At 30.6% G+C, this 19350-nt stretch carries 12 protein-coding genes; 3 read left to right on the top strand and 9 right to left on the bottom strand.

The genetic code is table 11. The features are described 5' to 3' along the window. Nucleotides 1–158: 158 nt before the first annotated feature. Entirely contained in the window at nt 159–1619 is a 1461-nt protein-coding gene (locus KVH43_RS08470; RefSeq protein ID WP_218282118.1) for an alanine/glycine:cation symporter family protein, read from the bottom strand. 102 nt (nt 1620–1721) lie between these two features. Continuing rightward, the gene (locus tag KVH43_RS08465; protein WP_218282117.1) at nt 1722–3173 is read right to left on the bottom strand and encodes an alanine/glycine:cation symporter family protein; all 1452 of its coding nucleotides are present in this window, start codon (nt 3171–3173) and stop codon (nt 1722–1724) included. Between the two features lie 88 nt (nt 3174–3261). Between KVH43_RS08465 and KVH43_RS08460 the strand changes: the two genes are divergently transcribed. Together KVH43_RS08460 and cspD are read left to right on the top strand one after the other, a co-directional pair. After that, nucleotides 3262–4869 carry an amidohydrolase gene (locus tag KVH43_RS08460; protein WP_218282116.1) on the top strand — a complete coding sequence of 536 codons (1608 nt, stop codon included), beginning with the start codon at nt 3262–3264 and terminating at the stop codon, nt 4867–4869. A gap of 83 nt (nt 4870–4952) precedes the next feature. Continuing rightward, a complete protein-coding gene (cspD, locus tag KVH43_RS08455; protein ID WP_218282115.1) occupies nt 4953–5153 on the top strand; it encodes a cold-shock protein CspD in 201 nt (66 codons plus the stop codon). Between the two features lie 175 nt (nt 5154–5328). Here cspD and KVH43_RS08450 read toward each other — a convergent pair whose 3' ends face one another. The 6 genes from KVH43_RS08450 to KVH43_RS08425 all read right to left on the bottom strand — a co-directional run bounded on the left by KVH43_RS08450 (nt 5329) and on the right by KVH43_RS08425 (nt 13703). Continuing rightward, nucleotides 5329–6987 (bottom strand): ABC-2 family transporter permease, encoded by a 1659-nt coding sequence (locus tag KVH43_RS08450; protein WP_218282114.1) that lies wholly within the window; start codon nt 6985–6987, stop codon nt 5329–5331. Nucleotides 6988–6990: 3 nt separating this feature from the next. Beyond that, nucleotides 6991–7779, bottom strand: coding sequence for an ABC transporter ATP-binding protein (locus KVH43_RS08445; RefSeq protein ID WP_255547717.1), 789 nt, complete (start codon nt 7777–7779; stop codon nt 6991–6993). A gap of 144 nt (nt 7780–7923) precedes the next feature. Then, nucleotides 7924–8169 (bottom strand): hypothetical protein, encoded by a 246-nt coding sequence (locus KVH43_RS08440; RefSeq protein WP_218282113.1) that lies wholly within the window; start codon nt 8167–8169, stop codon nt 7924–7926. A gap of 137 nt (nt 8170–8306) precedes the next feature. Further along, on the bottom strand, nt 8307–9923 hold the full coding sequence (locus KVH43_RS08435) for a DEAD/DEAH box helicase (RefSeq protein WP_218282112.1): 1617 nt from the start codon (nt 9921–9923) through the stop codon (nt 8307–8309). A gap of 137 nt (nt 9924–10060) precedes the next feature. Continuing rightward, nucleotides 10061–11146, bottom strand: a complete 1086-nt coding sequence (locus KVH43_RS08430) for a putative NPN-dependent ornithine cyclodeaminase (protein WP_218282111.1) — start codon at nt 11144–11146, stop codon at nt 10061–10063. 208 nt (nt 11147–11354) lie between these two features. After that, nucleotides 11355–13703 (bottom strand): ATP-dependent DNA helicase, encoded by a 2349-nt coding sequence (locus KVH43_RS08425; protein WP_218282110.1) that lies wholly within the window; start codon nt 13701–13703, stop codon nt 11355–11357. Between the two features lie 225 nt (nt 13704–13928). On the opposite strand from KVH43_RS08425, the gene KVH43_RS08420 reads away from it, so the two are divergent. Continuing rightward, nucleotides 13929–15674: a flavocytochrome c gene (locus KVH43_RS08420; RefSeq protein ID WP_276572120.1), complete on the top strand. Its 1746-nt coding sequence runs from the start codon at nt 13929–13931 to the stop codon at nt 15672–15674. A 49-nt stretch (nt 15675–15723) separates the two neighbouring features. On the opposite strand, the gene KVH43_RS08415 is transcribed toward KVH43_RS08420, so the two are convergent. Next, entirely contained in the window at nt 15724–19158 is a 3435-nt protein-coding gene (locus KVH43_RS08415; protein WP_218282109.1) for a pyruvate carboxylase, read from the bottom strand. Between the last annotated feature and the right edge of the window lie 192 nt (nt 19159–19350).

Genomic DNA, 19350 nt, shown 5'->3' with positions numbered 1-19350 from the left:
TTTATTATAACACTTTTATATGAAATAAGTCATATAAGTCCTTTAAATATAGAACAAAACAGACGACCTGATTTTAGTAAATTTACATTTCTAAAATCAAGAGGTCTGTTATAATATACTATCCTATTTACAAAATCAAAATATTGAATTTATTTTACTCAAAGTTTTTCCTTTCCACTTACTCCATCTTCATAAAATAATTTACAGCTTAAATCTACTTTTCCAATCCCTAAATATCTAGCTTTGTAATCTTTTAATAATTCAAAGAACTTATTAGATAAAAATAGTACTGCAAATATATTTACAAAGGTTGGCACAGCTGATGAAATATCTGCAAAATACCATACATACTTTCCTGGAAGCCCATAGCTTACAGCATATAATACCATCAAAACTCCGGGAATCTGGTACAACAATCTATAAACCTTCAAAATTTTATTCTTAATATCTGATTTTTCTTTGAAAACATGTCTTAGAATAATTTCATAATATGAATACCAGCCAGAAGAAGTTGTTATTCCAAATAGAAATACACCTGTAGCTAAAATATTTTTACCTAAAGAGCCTACCCCTATTTCAAATGCAGATAATGTAAGTGTTGCACCAGATAATCCCGAAGACCACTGCCCTGTAATAATAATTGCAAGTGCTGTCATTGTACATACAATCATAGTATCCACAAACACCTCAAATCCACCCCATAATCCCTGCTTTACTGGATGATCTGTTTTTGAAGTAGAGTGAATCATAGGCGATGTACCCCAACCTGCTTCATTTGAATAAACACTTCTAGAAACTCCCAATCTTATTACTTGTGTAACCCCTGCACCTGTAAATCCTCCTATAGCAGCTGTTCCAGAAAATGCAGACTTAAATATAAGGCCCAACGCCCCTGGAAGTTCAGATATATTCGTAACTATAATAATCAAGCAAGATCCGATATAAAATAGACACATAATCGGAACAATCTTACCAGCTACTTTACCCACATGCTTTATTCCTCCAAAAATCATGGCATAAGTTAATACACAATATATCAAAGATGCTGGTATCATACCTATTCCAAAAGCTGAATCTAATGCTTCTGAAACAGTATAGTTTTGTAAAGTAATAAAGAAAGTTGCAAATATACCTCCTCCAAATAAAACTGCTAGTACAGGCCAGAATTTAAAACCTTTTTCTTCTCCTAAGCCTTTTTCAATATAATAGGTAGGTCCGCCAAATGGATTCCCATCTTCATCAGTATTTCTATAATGAACTGCTAAAGTTACCTCAGCTGTTTTTATAATCATCCCAATTAGAGAACAAATCCACATCCAAAATACTGCACCAGGACCACCTGTAGCTATAGCTGTAGCAACACCGCCTATATTTCCTACCCCTACAGACCCTCCTATAGCAGTTGAAACAGCTTCGATTGGCGATAAAAGACCTTTACCTCCATGACTATCATCTTTTCCTTTTAGCATTTTACCAAAAGTATTTTTCATTATATGCCCAAAGAAAGCAAACTGAAAAAATCCACTTCTAATTGTAATATAAAAACCAGTGAAAAGAATGCCTACTATAAGCGGTGTTCCCCACAAAAAACCGACTATAGCATCTAAAATTTGTTCCATAAAAAAAACTCCCCCTTATCTCTTTATTTTATTCCTTAGAGAGAGTATAAAAAACAAATGTCAAATACACATCAAATTTTTATGTGTATTTTCACACAATTCCTAAAAATTATAATATTCATCATCTTCTTCTTTGAAAAAAATGGGTATTCTTTCCTCTGGTTCAACTTTTTTGATATACCTTAACTCATAATCCTCTAGTAAATCAAAAAATTTATTGGACAATATCAAAACAGCAAAGATGTTTATAAAAGTTGGCAGTCCTGCTAATATATCTGAATAAGCCCAAAGAAGCTTTCCTGGCGCTCCATTTTTACTAACATATAAAACCATAAAAAATCCTGGTAATGGATAAATATACTTCATCACTTTTATTAGTGGTAATACATTGATCTTTGATCTTTTATGTATATACTTAAATATAGTCTCATAATAGGAATACCAGCCTATAGAAGTAGTTAATCCAAACAAGAAAATGATAGTAGGTATAATTATTTTTGCTCCATTTCCTATACCCATAGAAAACGCTTTTATAACAATTTCATCTCCAACACCCAAATTCCCAGAAACCATGGATATTACAACAACTACTCCCGTTGTAAAACATATAATAATCGTATCAAAAAAAACTTCTATAGCACCCAAAAATCCTATTTTTATTGGATGATCTGTATTTGCTTTTGCATGAATCATAGGCGTAGTTCCCCATCCAGCTTCATTAGAGTATACAGCTCTAGATACCCCCTGTCTTACGACTTCTGCAATACCTTTTCCTGCAATTCCTCCAAATAATGCATTAATATCAAATGCATCCAAAATGATTAGCTTTATAGATGGCAACAATAAATCTAAATTCCTTAAAACTACTAAGATTCCTGATCCTATATAAATCAAAGAGATTATGGGAATCGTTATTTTAAATATTTTGCTTACTGCTTTGATCCCTTTATAAATTGCATAATATAATACAACTAAATATATAAATGCAATATATATTACATTCATGTTAAAAATACCTGAAATTGCAACAGATGCATGATAATTTTGTATAGTTATAAATAAAGTTGACATAATCCCAATACAAAAGATAGCAATGGGTACATGAAGCTTTCCAAAATTCATACAAACACCTATCCCTTTTTCTATATACTGCATGGGACCACTATCAAAACTTCCATCTTCATTTTCATCCCTATAATAAACTGCAAGAGTTACCTCTGCCATCTTTATGATCATACCAATCATTCCAGTTATAATCATCCAAAATAAAGCACCAGCCCCACCAAGTGAAATGGCCGTTGCAACTCCTGTTATATTTCCAATCCCTAAAGTAGTAGCAATTACCGTAAAAAAGGTCTCCAATGTAGTAAGAGAATTTGCATTATACTCTTTTGTATTTTCACTACTTCCAAATGTACTTTTACAAATATGCTTAAAATACTTGATTTGAAAATATTTACATGTTAATGTATAGTAAATACCAGTTGAAAGAATCGTTACTATTAGCGGCCAATCCCACAAAAAGTCTGCTATATAGTTTATAATCAATTCCATATAATCCCCCCACAAACTTCAGTTTTCAAAGTTTCTTTATTTGTATTCCATTATACCAAATAAAATTTTTTAAATAGGAGATTTTACTATGAAAACATTATTTGTAAATGGAAAAATAGCATCACTTGACTCTCAAAATACATTTTATGAAGCTATAGGTATTAATGGTAATAAAATTGATTTTTTAGGTTCTAACGAAGCTGCAAAGGAAATAACAGCTACTTATGATGAAGTCATTTACCTTGATGGAAAACTACTCCTTCCAGGATTTAATGATAGTCATATGCACCTTTTAAATTATGGCTATACATTAAAAAAAATGGATTTGACTAAATTAGATTCTATTGAAAATATAATAAAAGCAGCAAAGAATTTTATTAAAGCTCATTCCATTATAGGTAAAAAATGGCTCCTGGGTCGTGGATGGAATCAAGATAACCTTGCAGAAAACAGATTTCCTAAAAGAGCTGATTTAGATAAAATTTCAAAAGATATTCCTATTTTATTTACTCGTATTTGTGGTCATATAAGCGTATGTAATACAGCTGCACTAAATATTATTGGTATAGAGCATTTAGATAAAAATGATCCTAATATCCATATAGAAGACGGAATTTTTCAAGAAGATGCACTAAATATTTTATATAGCGCAGTCCCATCTCCTTCTCTAGATGATATCAAGGAAATGATTTTAACTACATGTAATCATCTCCTTAAAAACGGTATTACTTCAGTCCAAACAGATGATTTATGTACTATGCCAGATCAAGATTATAAAAAGGTTCTTACAGCATACAAAGAACTTAATAAAGAGAAAAAATTACCTGTTCGAGTTTATCAACAATGCTTATTTTTCGACAAACCCTCATTTGAAGAATTTGTTGAATTAGGATATAAAACAGGTATGGGAGATACATTCTTTAAAATAGGTCCTCTTAAACTGCTTTTAGATGGTTCTTTAGGTGCTAGAACAGCTCTGCTTCGAGAAGATTATAGCGACTGCCCTAAAAATAAAGGAATTGCCAGTTTTAAACAAGAGGAACTTAATGAGTTGTTTGATTATTCCCAGAAACATGGTTTCCAAGTTGCTGCTCACGCTATAGGTGATAAAGCAATGGACATGTTTATAGATGCTATAAAAAATTCTTCCTCATATGATAAAAATAAAGATAATAGACATGGCATTGTCCATGCACAAATAACAAATTCAGAAATCCTTCATTCCATGAAAGATTTAAATCTAATTGCTTATGTTCAACCCATTTTCTTAGATTACGATTTACATATCGTTCGTGACCGAGTAGGTCATCGTGCTGATGAATCCTATGCCTTTAAAACTATGTACGATTTAGGTATCAAAGTTTGTGGGGGGTCTGATGCACCTGTTGTAAATTTTAATCCTTTTGAAAATATTTATTCAGCTGTAGTAAGAAAAGATTTAAATCTTATGCCTGATGAAGCATATCTTCCAAATGAAAAACTCTCCGTAACAGAAGCCTTGAAAGCATTTACTATCAACGGAGCCTATAGTTCTTTTGAAGAGAAAATAAAAGGTTCTTTAGAGGTAGGTAAACTTGCTGATTTAATAGTTCTAAGTGAAGATATTTTCAATATTGACGAAAATAAAATCAAAGATATTTGTGTTGAAATGACAATGGTTAATGGAAAAATCGTATATAAAAAATATCTTCAATAATTCAAATACCCTGTTGCTATTTATATCTATATATGATATAATTAATTTCGAAAATAAAATTTAATTTTTTGGAGGATTTTTAAATGAAAACAGGAACAGTTAAATGGTTTAACTCAGAAAAAGGTTATGGATTTATTTCAGTAGAGGGTGGAGATGACGTATTTGTACATTTCTCTGCTATTCAAGGAGATGGATTCAAAAGTTTAGAAGAAGGTCAACAAGTTCAATTCGAAATTACTGAAGGAAACAGAGGACCTCAAGCTAGTAATGTAGTTAAACTTTAATTTCAAAGTATTATTTTAATATAATAAATATGAAACCTATTTAGAAGATAATAATTTCTATTTATATATATTTAAGATAATAACGACAAAAAGAGTTATTGCCTATGCAATAACTCTTTTTTTTATAACATAACAAAGTGGAAGAAAAAGCATATTTTTCTTCCACTTTTATCATTTATATCGAATTTTCAAACTCATCTTGAAAGCTTTTTTCCCACAAAAATAAATCAAGTAATAACACAATACCTAAACAAATCAATCTTCCGCAAATTGTATTTCTCACCAAAAAGTGTATACCTGCTAACATACTACAAATAAAAGCAGAGAAAAAAAATGTTACTGCACCATTTTCCTGAATATGCTTAAAGCTCTTACTAAAAGGAAGTCTTTTTGACGAATTTCTAAAAATCAATATATTAAGCAAAAGCATATTTAATAGAATTAAAATTAAATCAATAATAATTTTATATCCATAAATTAACAAAAATATAAAGCTTACAAATAGAAATACAGGAATATTATACTTCAGTAAAAAAGCTTTCCATGCACCCTTGTATATATACCGAGGACTTTCTATAGGTAAAATTTTATAAATCCATGCACCTTTATATTTCTCACTTATACTCATCATTAAAATCGAGCTAGACACCATTTGTACAGTTAAATATATAAATAAATATAATTTGATATTAGACATCTCTTCTATAGCCTCTCCTATAGAATTGCCATCTAGCATATCTCTTCCAATAATAATAAGTGGAAAAACAGCTGCAAAAACAATATTAGGATATATTTTTAATTTGAGAGTTCTTTCATTTGAGAGCATATTTTGTGTAAATCTAAAAAATATATTCTCCATTTTATTAAAACAAAATATTTTTGCTAATTTTTTTTGAATTTTTTCTTTTAGTTCAAAATATTTAGCATTTTTACCTTTATGATGGTTTAACTTTGAAAGATTTTTTTCAAAATAAGGAATAACCAGCTTTATATGTATTATCAAAGCTATCAAAGGTATTAAAACACATAAAATACTTAAAATAATATTATATTTTACATAATTATGGTTGATAAATAATTCAAAAGGAGCTGAAAACCAAGTCGTAGGAATAAAATACGTCCACCATTTTGGAGTAAAAACTATATCTTCTCTAAAAATATGAAACATCCGTCCTATAAACTGATAGCCAATAGTAATAGTAATGGACAATATAATTTGAAAATAAGTAATCATATCCTTTAATTTTTCTCCATCAAAAAAATAAAGGATAAAACAGTATAGTAAAGAAGATATAAAAACAATAAAACTCGCAATAAGTATTAATTCTATAAAAAATAATATACCAAACAACCATCCATAATCTATTATACCAGCTATTAAAGAAGGTCCTGCCATACTCATAGTAATTATAAATAGATAAATAAAAATATGAATAATTTTGGCTATATTAATAGTTTTTGCATCTATAGGTCTCGTCAATAAAATATTTTTATCTTTTACATCTAATAAAATAGATGAAAAATCTGAAATCATGGTAGTCATTATCATAAACATCAATATGCCAAAGCAAAAATTTAATTTTACAAATAATGGCAATGAAGAAATCATATCAAATAAAATAATCAAACCAAGCAATCCATATATAAACAAAGACTTCATAAATAAATTGCTATCTTTATCCTTTTCGTAATTATTCATAGCTGTTGGCACTCTTCTCGTATCCATGATTAATTTCATTTGTAATATTTTTCTCATTACTTTGTAGTCTACACCTAATCTTTCAAAAATAAATCGAAATTTATCTAAAACCTTTAAGGATTTAAAATCTTTCATTCCTTATACCTCCTCCTTAAGAGTTTTTATAAATTCATCTGCAATCTCTCTATGTTTATGAAATCCTGTCAATTGATTAAATATTTCTTCCAAAGAACCTTCTCTACTTTTTTCCTTTAGCTCCTCAAAGGTTCCATCTGCAACAATTTGACCATTATTCAGCAACAGTATACGATGACTTATTTTTTCCACAACTTCCATAATATGAGAAGAGTAAAAGATAGTTTTTCCTTCTTTGGCAAGTGATGATAGAATCTCCTTAAAAACCATCACACTATTTGCATCTAATCCACTTAAAGGTTCATCTAAGAACAATATGTCTGGATTATGGAGCAAGCTTGATATAATCAATAGCTTTTGCTTCATACCCTTTGAATAAGAAGAAATTCTATCATAAAAATGTTCTTCTATTCCAAATAACCCCATAAGCTTTTTAGCCTTATTTTCCACAGTCTCTATTTCCATACCATAAACTTCTCCTAAAAAGGTAAGATATTCATATGCTGTTAAATTATCATATATTTCAGCAGTTTCTGGTACATATCCAATTCTTCTTTTATATGAAATTTTGTCCACCGAAATATCATTTCCAAAAATCTCTATTTTTCCTCTATAATTATCTAATATACCAAGAATAATTTTTACTGTAGTACTTTTCCCAGCCCCATTAGGTCCAATGTATCCTATAATTTGTCCTGGATATATCTCTACATTGATTCCCTTTAAAACATCCTCTCCAGATCCATAACGTATCCTTAAATCATGTATTTTAATAATTGGGTCCATATCCATGCTCATCCTCCTAATTCATATAATAAAATTTATGCAATCTTCCGATACAAGAACTATGGAACATTATACCATAACCTTATATACTATAAAAGAACTTAAAAAGCACATAAAAATTACCTGCAATCCTGCAGGTAATCTAAACTATTAAAAAATCTTTTGAATTTCTTCATGCTTGTAGCCTTTTATAATCTTTTCCTTTGCTTGATTTATAATTAGTAAATCTACACCATCTTCTTTAATCTTAAAAATTTTTCCTTTCTGCTTTGTACCAATAACATTCACCGGCGCTCCAACCTTTAAAGGTTTTACTTTTTCACTATTGCATACGCCACACTTATTAGCATCCTTTTCAATTTTTCTACATTCTGCACAATAATAAAGTTTCGCCATTTTTCATACCCCTTATCCTTTAAGTTTTTATTATATTATTTATTCTATAAATTTTCTGAATTCCCTTTTTATTTTGCTATTCTTTATATAAAAAAAACCGTACTACCTTTGTAGTACAGCATAATTTCATCTAAACTTTACTTTTTTTTCTTCCTTTTTCTTCTAACTTTTTTCCCTTTAGCAGGTTCTATAGTAATCTTATTACCCTTTATAGTATTTTTACGCATCTTAGCAAGAACTTCCTCTGCATATTCTTCAGGAACTTCTACAAATGTATAATCATCATGAATATCTATTACCCCTATATTTTTTCCTTTAATACTTGTTTCTCCAGCTATTGCTCCAACTACATCTCTTGCTCTTATTTTTTTGTTTTTTCCAATATTAATGAACATTCTAACCATGCCCTCTTCTTGAGCACCTGTATCTATTACCTTCTTAGGTCTTTCTATTTCTTTAGCCTCTGGCATATCTAGTTCCATCTTAAGAAGAGCTGCTGCAACTTCAATAGAAGGATAATCGTCCTCTATTAATTTTTCAACAATCTTAATATACTTTTGAAGATTTCCTTCTTCAATTTTTCTCTTAACTCTATCTATAAAAGCCTCTGTTTTGATAGTTTCAATATCTTTAATAGTAGGTATAGGATGCTGCTTGATTTTTTTCTTAGTATATTTCATTATATTTTTCAAAAGATAAAAATCTCTTCCCGTTACAAATGAAAATGAGCTTCCAGTTTTTCCTGCTCTGCCTGTTCTGCCTATTCTATGAACATAATAATCTTCATGGGCTGGAACATCAAAATTAAATACATATTCTACATCATCTATATCTAGTCCCCTTGCTGCAACATCTGTAGCAACTAGGATTTCTATATCTCCACGCTTAAATTTATTCATTACATTCATTCTTAGCGTTTGCTTCATATCTCCATGTATTTTGTCCGTTAAATAGCCTCTGCTCTGTAAAAGATCTGTAACTTCATCCACTTTTTTCTTTGTATTACAAAATACAATAGAAAGCTTTGGATTGTACATATCTATCAATCTTGTTAAAACTTCTACTTTATCCTTTTCCTTTACTTCTATATACATTTGTTCGATATTTGGCGTTGTTAATTCTTTATGAACCACCTTAACGATTTCAGGATTTTCTTGATATTTATTTATAATTTCTAATATAGCCTTAGGCATTGTAGCTGAAAAAAGTAATGTTTGTCTTTTTTTCTGAACGCTTTTAAGGATAGTTTCAATATCTTCTCTAAATCCCATATTTAGCATTTCATCAGCTTCATCTAATATAAATATTTCTAAATTATCAAGCTTTAAAGTTTTTCTTCGAATATGATCCATCACTCTACCAGGAGTTCCTATAACAATTTGTGCTCCTTTTTTAAGTGCCCTAATTTGTCTATCAATAGATTGTCCTCCAAAAACTGGTAATATATTTATTCCCTTTTTATACTTTGCAAGCTTTGAAAGTTCTTCTGAAACTTGCACAGCTAGTTCTCTTGTTGGACATAATATAAGAGCCTGTGTTTCTTTTTTGTCTGGTGATACTTTATCTATAGCAGGTATTCCAAAGGCTGCTGTTTTTCCTGTTCCGGTTTGAGCTTGTCCTACTACATCTCTTCCTTCAAAGATAAGTGGAATAGCTAACGCCTGTATAGGGGTTGCCTCTTCGAATCCCATATCATTTACTGCTTTTTTTATTTCCTTTGAACAATTCATTTCTTCAAATCTTATTTTTTGCATTTTATCATTCCTTTTCATTTTTTCATTCAACAAGTATCTTATTATATCATTAATCTCTTACTTTTAGTATTTTTTTCTTATTTCCTTTAAATATTCATTATATTGATCAAAAAATCTCAAACAAATGAAGCATACATCTAATCTATCAAACGATCCCTTAATTTTCCCAGGAAATCTTGAATATTTGCTACAATAGTTTTTCCTTGTAATGTTCCTCTGTCTCTTAACTTATTTAATACAAATTCTGAAACATCTACCGCATAAATATATACAGGTCTTACCTCTCCATCAACAACTGTATATGACGGAGTTACATTTCCTGTAGCAATGGTATGAAGCTGTGTAGCTAAACATATTACCGTAGTCGCTCGTTTTGCATGGCTTCTCATTGCTTCCTGTGCGTCATATACATCTGAATATACATTAGGAAGAGGTCCATCATCTCTTATAGAACCTGCTAAAACCATTGGTACATCATTTTTGATACATGCGTGAACAATTCCATTCTTAACGTCTCCATTTTCAACTAATCTTTGTAATGATCCCATCTCTCTTGCTTTATTAATTGCATCTAAATGATGATAATGTCCATTAGGCTTTGAATCTTGATTATAAATATCTTGTCCTAAAGCTGTACCAAATAATGCTCCTTCGATATCATGAGTAGCTACAGCATTTCCAGCTAAAATTGCATGGGCATATCCCTCGTTTATTAAATCTGCCATTGACTTTCTAGAGCTATAGTCAAAGGATACAGCAGGACCTAGCACCCATACAATATATCCATTTTCCTTCTCATATTTTAAAAGTTCAACTAACTCTTCATAATCTTTAGTAAAAGCAGTTTCCCTAGATCTTCCAGTTCTAAAAGCAAATACATCTCCTTCCTTCTCCTCTTCCATAAATCCATTTACATGCAGATAAATTCCTTCGCTTCCATCTTCAGTTCTACCAATAATTACTTGATCTCCTACTTTCAAATTTCTAAATTCTTTCATTTCAATAGTTTCATCATCTATAATAACTGGTACACAATCCATTCTACTTTCTGTTGCTAAAATCCATCTTCCATTTACTTTAAAATATTCAGGATACATAGAAGTTACATGATAATTATTTGGAGCAACCCCATCTTTAATTACTCTCTTTATTTTTACATCTGGAGCAGCTAGAAATAATTCTTTGTTAAAATCTGGATGTTTATATTTAGGTATTTTAAACATACAAAAACTCCTCCTTATGATTAAAACAAATGCTGTCCAAAGATACACCATATTTGTATCTCTGAAAATTTTGTCATAATTGTTCTACATTTATCAAAATTTGCCAAACTACCACTTATCATATCATAATTCTATGAATCATATCAAGAAACATAATCAGGTTTCCTTATTCTATGTAAATAACAAATACAAATAAATGTTACTCCGTCTATTCATCTATATAAAACTCTTTTAATTTTTTTACCATCTCTTTTTCTGAATTTATTACAGAATAATGATTCCATTCCTTAGGAAATATTCTTTTATAGCTTGAGTAGTTAAATCTTTCATCTATTAAAAGTACTACTCCTTTATCTTTTTCTGTACGAATAACTCTTCCTGCTGCTTGTAAGACCTTGTTCATTCCTGGATAAGTATATGCATATCCAAAGCCTTTATTATTTTTTTTATCAAAATAATCTTTTATGATATTTCTCTCTAAACATATTTGTGGAAGTCCCACTCCTACAATAATTGCACCTATTAATCTATCCCCTTTTAAATCCACTCCTTCTGAAAACATTCCTCCCATTACAGCAAAGCCTACTAACGTATTTTTAGAGTCTGTTTCAAACTTTAATAGATATGCTTCTCTTTGTTCTTCATTCATAGTATTTGATTGAATCATTGTATTATATTCATGATACTTTTCTTGAAACCTTTCATAAACATCCTGCATATATTTATAAGATGGAAAGAATATTAAATAATTACCTTTTTTCTGGGATACGATTGCTTTTATATAATCTACTATACTATCGTAGCTATATTCTCTATCCTTATATTTTGTTGAAATATTATTTGCTATCATTAGGCATAGACTCTTTTGTTCAAAGGGTGAAGGCAATATAATCGTCTTATCTTCTTCATCGCCCCCTAATATCTCCTTAAAATAATCTATAGGTGATAATGTAGCTGAAAAAAATATTGCTGATTTTCCTCTTTTGATAGCTTCTTTTAATAAATAAGAAGGGTCAAGACAAAACATTTTCAACAATACATCATTATTCTCCTTCTCTACATAAGTTACATACCTATCATCATAAAGCTCTCCTATTCTTATAAAAGCTAAACACTCAAAAAATAACTCTAATAATTCTTTATGTCCTTCTGCTCCTTTTTTAGTAGCTAGAAATTCTTCACTCTCAGATATTAATCTATTTAATAAATACAATATGTCCTCTGGCATTTCTTTTTGTATGTAATAGCTTTTATCATCACAAAGCTTCTTTACTTTGAGCATATACTTATTGAGTTTATCTAATGCTTTTGCAACGCTAGGCTCTTTGTCCTTAAATATTCTTTTTAGCTCTAAAAAAGGCTTCTTGTAAAGAGTTGCTGAAAACATATCACGAGCTCTATCTACTAGATTGTGTGCTTCATCAATTAAAAATGTACAATCATTATTATGAAATTCAAACAAGCCTTTTAAAGATACTCTAGGATCAAATATATAATTATAATCACAAATAAGGACATCTGACCATGTAGCTAAATCTAGAGAAAGCTCAAATGGACAAATATTATACTTTATTGAATATTCTTCTATCACCGACCTAGATAATTCATCTTCATTTTGAAGTATGTCAATAATAGCATCATTCACTCTATCAAAATGTCCCTTTGCATACTCACAATATTCTGGTTCACAGTTTCTTTCTTCTTTAAAGCATATCTTGTCCTTAGCTGTTAAAGTCAACGTTTTGATTCTTAATCCGTTTTCTCTCATTTTTATAAAAGCTTCCTGAGCCACCTGTCGTGTAATAGTCTTTGCTGTTAAATAAAATATTTTAGAAGTAAGTCCTTCCCCAAAAGCCTTCACTGCTGGAAAAAGAGTTGAGATAGTTTTTCCTATTCCTGTGGGTGCTTGTAAAAACAGCTTTTTCTGCTCCTTAATGGTTTTATAAACCAAAACTGCAAGTTCTCTTTGTCCAATCCTATACCTCTCAAAAGGAAAAGTTAATTTTTTCACTGAATCATCACGAATATTAGACCAATCAAAAGTAAAATTTGCCCAAACTATATATTTGTCTATAACTTCATAAAAAAATTCTTCTAAATTTTCAAATTTGAATTTTTTTCTTATATACTTAATTTTTTCTGTTTCCAAATGAAAATAAGTTAACTGCACATCAATAGTATTTAATTCATTTTGCAGAGCATAAATATACGCATAAAATTTCGCTTGAGCCCAATGAATTTTATTATAATTTTCATCAATACTTTCAAGTGGCTTTGTAGTAGATTTTATCTCATCTATACAAATAGATAAAGCTTCTTTTATAATCCCATCTGCTCTACCTTCAATTAAAAATGTATATCCTTTATATTCAAATTTATGTTTTAATATAACTTCTGCTTCATAATTTTCATCTTGATTCCTTTGCACCTTTTGATGAGCTCTTGTTCCTTCTACTGCTCTTGTCATACTTCTAAAACCCGTATCCAAATCTCCAGAACGCAATATAAATTCTACTATATTTCTAACGGATATTTTTATTTCCTTTGTATTTTTCATATAATCAACCCTTCAATATCCTATATGTTCTTATTATATTATACATATATTTGTACTTATAAAACATAAGATGATTACCAAAATACTTTTTAAGCTATATCTAAATTTACTCCACTGGCAAAAGAGGTAGAAGTTTACTATAATATTTATGTATGATGGTATGGATATTATTTTATTTAATTTTCGAGTTAGTTATCTATAAAATGACAAAAGGAGATGAATAAGTTGCATAAACAAACAAAAGAAATCCTAAGTTTTTTGATTATAGGACTAGTTCTTGTTGTATTTGTTATAGGCTATAGATATATGAAGGATCATCCTACTGTAAATTTAGAAGGAAAATATATTGGAGAGTCCATGGGAAAAAGAGGAAAAGTAAAAGTAGCTGTATCCATAGAAGATGGAAAAATAACTAATATTGAAATATTAGAAAACAAAGAATCTAAAATGGCAAAAAATGTTTTTAAGTTTATTGCTGAAAAAGTAATAAAAAACAACAGCTTGTCTGTAGACAGTGTAACTGGCGCTACAAAAAGCAGTAAGGATATAAAAAACGCCATTGCTGATGCTGTAAAAAAATCTGGTATCCCTCTAGTAGCTTTAACAAATAGTTCTCAAAATAAAAATATCGAAGATGTTCATACAGATATTGTTGTCGTAGGAGGAGGCGGAGCAGGTCTTACAGCTGCTATAGAAGCTAAAGAAAATGGTGCAGATGTTCTATTAGTAGAAAAACTGCCTATCCTCGGAGGCAATACAAAATTTGCTACAGGAGGACTAAATGCATCAGGAACAAGATTTCAAAAATTAAAAAACATAAATGATACTCCTGAAAAGTTTATAGAAGATACATTAAAGGGAGGAAAATATATAAATGATAAAAATTTAGTGAGGATATTAGCTAATGAATCTTCTAAAATAGTAGAATGGTTGACAAAATATGGAATGGATCTATCTGATGTAGGAAGATTAGGTGGTTCTAGTGTAGATCGTGCCCATAGGCCAAAGGGAGGATATGCTGTAGGAGAGCAATTATTTGATACTTTAGAAAAAACAGCAAAAGATTTGGGTGTTGATATAAGAATTGCTACAAAAGCTACTAAAATATTATATGATGGTGAAAAGGTCACAGGTATTAGTGTAAAAACATTAGACGGAGAATCTTATAATATTTATGCCAAGTCAGTAATCTTAGCAACAGGAGGATTTGGAGCTAATCAAGATTTGGTTAAAAAATACAGAAGTGATTTGAAAGGCTTTGGTACAACTAACAGTCCAGGTGCTACAGGAGATGCTATTGAACTCCTTAAAGATTTAAATGTTGCTTTTGTTGATATGAAAGAAATTCAAATCCATCCAACAGTTATCCCTAATGATAATCATCTGATCACAGAAGCCGTAAGAGGTAATGGAGCTATTCTAGTAAATAAACTAGGAAAAAGATTTGTCAACGAACTAGCAACACGAGATGTAGTTTCTCAAGCAGAATTGAATCAAAGAAATCATGTAAGCTTTCTCATATTTGATGAAAATATAAGAAAAAGCTTAAAGGCAATAGAAAAATACTCTAATGAAGGACTATTAACGCAAGCTAAATCTTTAAAGGAATTGGCTACAGCTTTGCATATAAACGCAAATGAATTACAAAAAACTATTGAAAAATACAACAGCTTTGTCTCTAATGGAAAAGATGAAGATTTTGGTAGAGAATCTATGAAATTTAAAATTGAAAAACCTAATTTTTATGGTATTCAAGTTGCACCTGCTGTTCACTATACAATGGGCGGTATAAAAATTAATGAAAAAGCTGAAGTTATAAATATAGATGGCCAAATAATCAAAGGATTATTTGCAGCTGGAGAAGTAACTGGAGGTATTCATGGCGCAAACCGACTAGGGGGTAACTCATTAACAGACATCATTGTATTTGGCAAAATTGCTGGAGATAGTGCTTGTAAAAATTTGAAATAATATTAGATCCGTGTTTTATAAAACACGGATCTTTCTTTATTAGCAAAGCCTATTCACTTAATTTTATCAATAATTCTCCTGACTCTACCTGCTGACCTTCCTTAACAATAATAGACTCTACTACCCCTTTTACTGGAGCTGTAATATTTGTTTCCATCTTCATTGCTTCTACGATTGCAACGATTTGATTTTCCTTTACAGCTTCCCCTTCTTTCACGAGAACCTTTATAAGTTTACCTGGGATACTAGCTCCTATCTCTAGCGGATTATTTGGATCTGCTTTTTGTTTAAAATTGTCTATTTTCTTTGTTTCTCCATTAGTTTTGTCATAAATTTTTATAGCTCTTGTGCTGTCATTTACTTCAAAGGTTACAGTTCTATTTCCTTCTTCATCTAATCTGCCGATTTCTAAAAGCTTAATGACTAACACCTTTCCTTCAGCTATTTCTACTTGGCAGGTTTCTCCTTCACTTAATCCGTGGAAGTAAATATCACTGCCCATCTTAGTAAAATCTCCATATTCTTTTATATATTTTAAATACTCTTCAAATACCTTTGGATACAATGCATAGCTTAATATTTCTTTCTTTGTAGGCTCTATATCAAACTTTTCTTTTAAATCCTTTTCTATTTTATCAAAATCTTCAGGTGGAAGAAGTTCTCCCGGTCTACAAGTAATAGGTTTCTCTCCCTTTAATACCAGCTTTTGAAGCTTTTCTGGAAATCCTCCCATAGGTTGCCCCATCATTCCCTTAAAGTATGCAACCACAGAATCCGGAAATGCCATGTCTGCTGCCTTTTCATAAATATTTTCAGGTGTCAAATCATTTTGAACCATAAAAATAGCCATATCTCCTACTGCTTTAGAAGATGGTGTAACTTTCACAATATCTCCTAACATTTCATTTACTGTTTTATACATTTCTTTTACTTCATTAAATCTATGACCTAGTCCAAAGCTTTCTACTTGAGGCTTTAGGTTAGAGTATTGACCTCCAGGAATTTCATACTTGTAAATTTCTGCTGTTCCTGATTTTAAATCTGATTCAAACTGACTATAAACAGGTCTTACATCTGACCAATAATCAGCAATTTTTTGTAAATCATCAAGAACTAATCCTGTATCTCTAGTAGTATTCTCAAGAGCTGCAACAACTGAATTCAATGCAGGTTGACTCGTAAGTCCTGCCATACTATTAAAGGCTGTGTCTACAATGTCAACACCTGCTTGTGCTGCCATTAGAATTGTTGCAACACCATTTCCGCTTGTATCATGGGTATGCAGATGAATTGGAATACTAATTTCATCTTTTAGTGCCTTAATAAGCTTATAAGCTGAATGTGGCTTAAGGAGTGCTGACATGTCTTTTATTCCTAATATATGAGCACCCATTTTTTCTATTTCTTTAGCCATTTTTACATAATAATCTAATGTATACTTATCTCGACTTTCATCCAAAATATCTCCTGTATAACAAATACAGCTTTCGGCAATTTTGCCGCTCTTTAATACTTCATCTATTGCCACTTCCATACCCTTTAGCCAGTTTAATGAGTCAAATATCCTAAATACATCAATCCCACTATTTGCAGATTCTTTGATAAATTCTCTTATAACATTATCTGGGTAGTTTTTATATCCTACTCCATTCGACCCTCTAATAAGCATTTGAAACAATATATTTGGTATCTTTTTGCGAAGGACTTCCAATCTCTCCCAAGGTGATTCTTTTAAAAATCTATAAGCTACATCAAAGGTTGCTCCTCCCCACATTTCTAAGGAAAATAAATCTTTTGCTAAAACAGAAGTAGCTTTTGCGATTTTTTTCATATCCTTTGTTCTCATTCTTGTTGCCATAAGAGATTGATGAGCATCTCTCATAGTTGTATCTGTTAATAATAATTTTTTTTGATTTTTAATCCATGCTACAACACCCTTTGGTCCCTTCTCTTCTAAGAGCTGCTTCGTTCCTCTTAAATCCTTTGGCATATTAACCCTCGGTACAACAGGAACATCAAATTCTATCTTATTTCCTTTTGTTTCATTTACTACCTTTTCTCCTATGAATTTAAGTACTTTAAGCTCTTTATCTTCTTTTGGAGAAATCTCAAAAAGCTCTGGATTATCAGAAATAAATCCTGTATCACATTGACCTTTTTTAAATGCTTCATGATTTAATACATTTACAAGAAATGGAATATTTGTTTTTACTCCTCTAACCTTAATCTCCCTGATCGCTCTATGAACTTTTCTTATAGCATCTTCAAAGCTTTTAGACCATGAAGTAACCTTTACCAAAAGGCTGTCATAATAAGGACTTATAATAGCTCCTGTAAATCCATTTCCTCCATCTAGTCTTAAACCAAAGCCTGAACCTGTTCGATAAATATCAATCTTTCCTGTATCGGGTGCAAAGTTGTTCAATGGATCTTCTGTTGTTACTCTACACTGAATAGCATATCCGCGAGGAACTATATCTGTTTGTGATTGAATACCAATTTCTTTCGAATCTAGTGAATATCCTTGTGCAATTAAAATCTGACTCTGCACAATATCTATTCCTGTTACCATCTCTGTTACCGTATGCTCCACCTGAATTCTAGGATTCATTTCAATAAAATAATGATTTCCATGCATATCTACTAAAAATTCAACAGTTCCTGCATTTTGGTAATTTACAGCTTTTGCAATCTTTAATGCATCATTACATATTTTTTGTCTTTGCTCCTCTGATATAGAAAGAGCAGGTGTAAACTCAATTACTTTTTGATGCCTTCTTTGAATTGAACAATCTCTTTCATATAAATGTACGATATTTCCATATTTATCTCCTAATATTTGTACTTCTATATGCTTTGGCTTTTCAAGATATTTTTCAATAAAAATATCATCAATTCCAAATGCTTTTTTTGCTTCGTTTTTTGCACTACGAAATTCTGTTAAGAGCTCTTTTTCGTCTCTTACAATCCTCATGCCTCTTCCGCCACCACCAGCAGCAGCTTTAAGGATTACTGGATATCCACAGTATCTTGCAAATTCAACTGCTTCTTCATCATTTGTTACTGGCTTTTCTACTCCCGGTATAGTTGGTACTCCTACACGATTTGCAACTAATTTCGATTTTATCTTATCTCCTAGCTGATCCATCATTTCATGAGTTGGTCCAATAAATTCTATTCCTGCTTCTTGACATCTTCTAGCAAACTCTGTGTTTTCTGATAAAAATCCATATCCTGGATGGATTGCATCTACACCTTTTTTTAATGCAATTTTTATTATTTCTTCCATATTTAAATAAGCTTCCACTGGCCCTTTATTTTTACCTATTAGATAAGATTCATCTGCTTTTGTTCGGAAAAGAGAGTTTTTATCTTCATCAGAGTAAATGGCTACAGTTCTTATTCCAAGTTCACTGCAAGCTCTGAATATCCTTATGGCAATCTCTCCTCTGTTTGCCACTAAAACTCTTTTGAACTTTTTCATAATATCCCCCACTTTCATATAAATGCAAACATTTTCCTTTAAAAGGGTATAAATATTCGCTTATAATTACATTATTTTATAATATATTGCATCTTTCTACAAGTGATTTTTCGAAATATTTTCCCATTTATATAAATATATTGTGATTTTACTTCCATCAAAAAAGCAGGCAGAAAATCCTGCTTTTATTCA

The sequence above is a fragment of the Crassaminicella indica genome (genome assembly GCF_019203185.1).
Classification (GTDB): Bacteria; Bacillota; Clostridia; order Peptostreptococcales; family Thermotaleaceae; genus Crassaminicella; species Crassaminicella indica.
This window is presented reverse-complemented; position numbering and strand designations above follow the sequence as displayed.

Bases quoted from the DNA above. Each gene is read 5' to 3' on its own strand.
- KVH43_RS08470 (WP_218282118.1), bottom strand. From the start codon at position 1,619: ATGGAACAAATTTTAGATGCTATAGTCGGTTTTTTGTGGGGAACACCG.
- KVH43_RS08465 (WP_218282117.1), bottom strand. From the start codon at position 3,173: ATGGAATTGATTATAAACTATATAGCAGACTTTTTGTGGGATTGGCCG.
- KVH43_RS08460 (WP_218282116.1), top strand. From the start codon at position 3,262: ATGAAAACATTATTTGTAAATGGAAAAATAGCATCACTTGACTCTCAA.
- cspD (WP_218282115.1), top strand. From the start codon at position 4,953: ATGAAAACAGGAACAGTTAAATGGTTTAACTCAGAAAAAGGTTATGGA.
- KVH43_RS08450 (WP_218282114.1), bottom strand. From the start codon at position 6,987: ATGAAAGATTTTAAATCCTTAAAGGTTTTAGATAAATTTCGATTTATT.
- KVH43_RS08445 (WP_255547717.1), bottom strand. From the start codon at position 7,779: ATGGATATGGACCCAATTATTAAAATACATGATTTAAGGATACGTTAT.
- KVH43_RS08440 (WP_218282113.1), bottom strand. From the start codon at position 8,169: ATGGCGAAACTTTATTATTGTGCAGAATGTAGAAAAATTGAAAAGGAT.
- KVH43_RS08435 (WP_218282112.1), bottom strand. From the start codon at position 9,923: ATGCAAAAAATAAGATTTGAAGAAATGAATTGTTCAAAGGAAATAAAA.
- KVH43_RS08430 (WP_218282111.1), bottom strand. From the start codon at position 11,146: ATGTTTAAAATACCTAAATATAAACATCCAGATTTTAACAAAGAATTA.
- KVH43_RS08425 (WP_218282110.1), bottom strand. From the start codon at position 13,703: ATGAAAAATACAAAGGAAATAAAAATATCCGTTAGAAATATAGTAGAA.
- KVH43_RS08415 (WP_218282109.1), bottom strand. From the start codon at position 19,158: ATGAAAAAGTTCAAAAGAGTTTTAGTGGCAAACAGAGGAGAGATTGCC.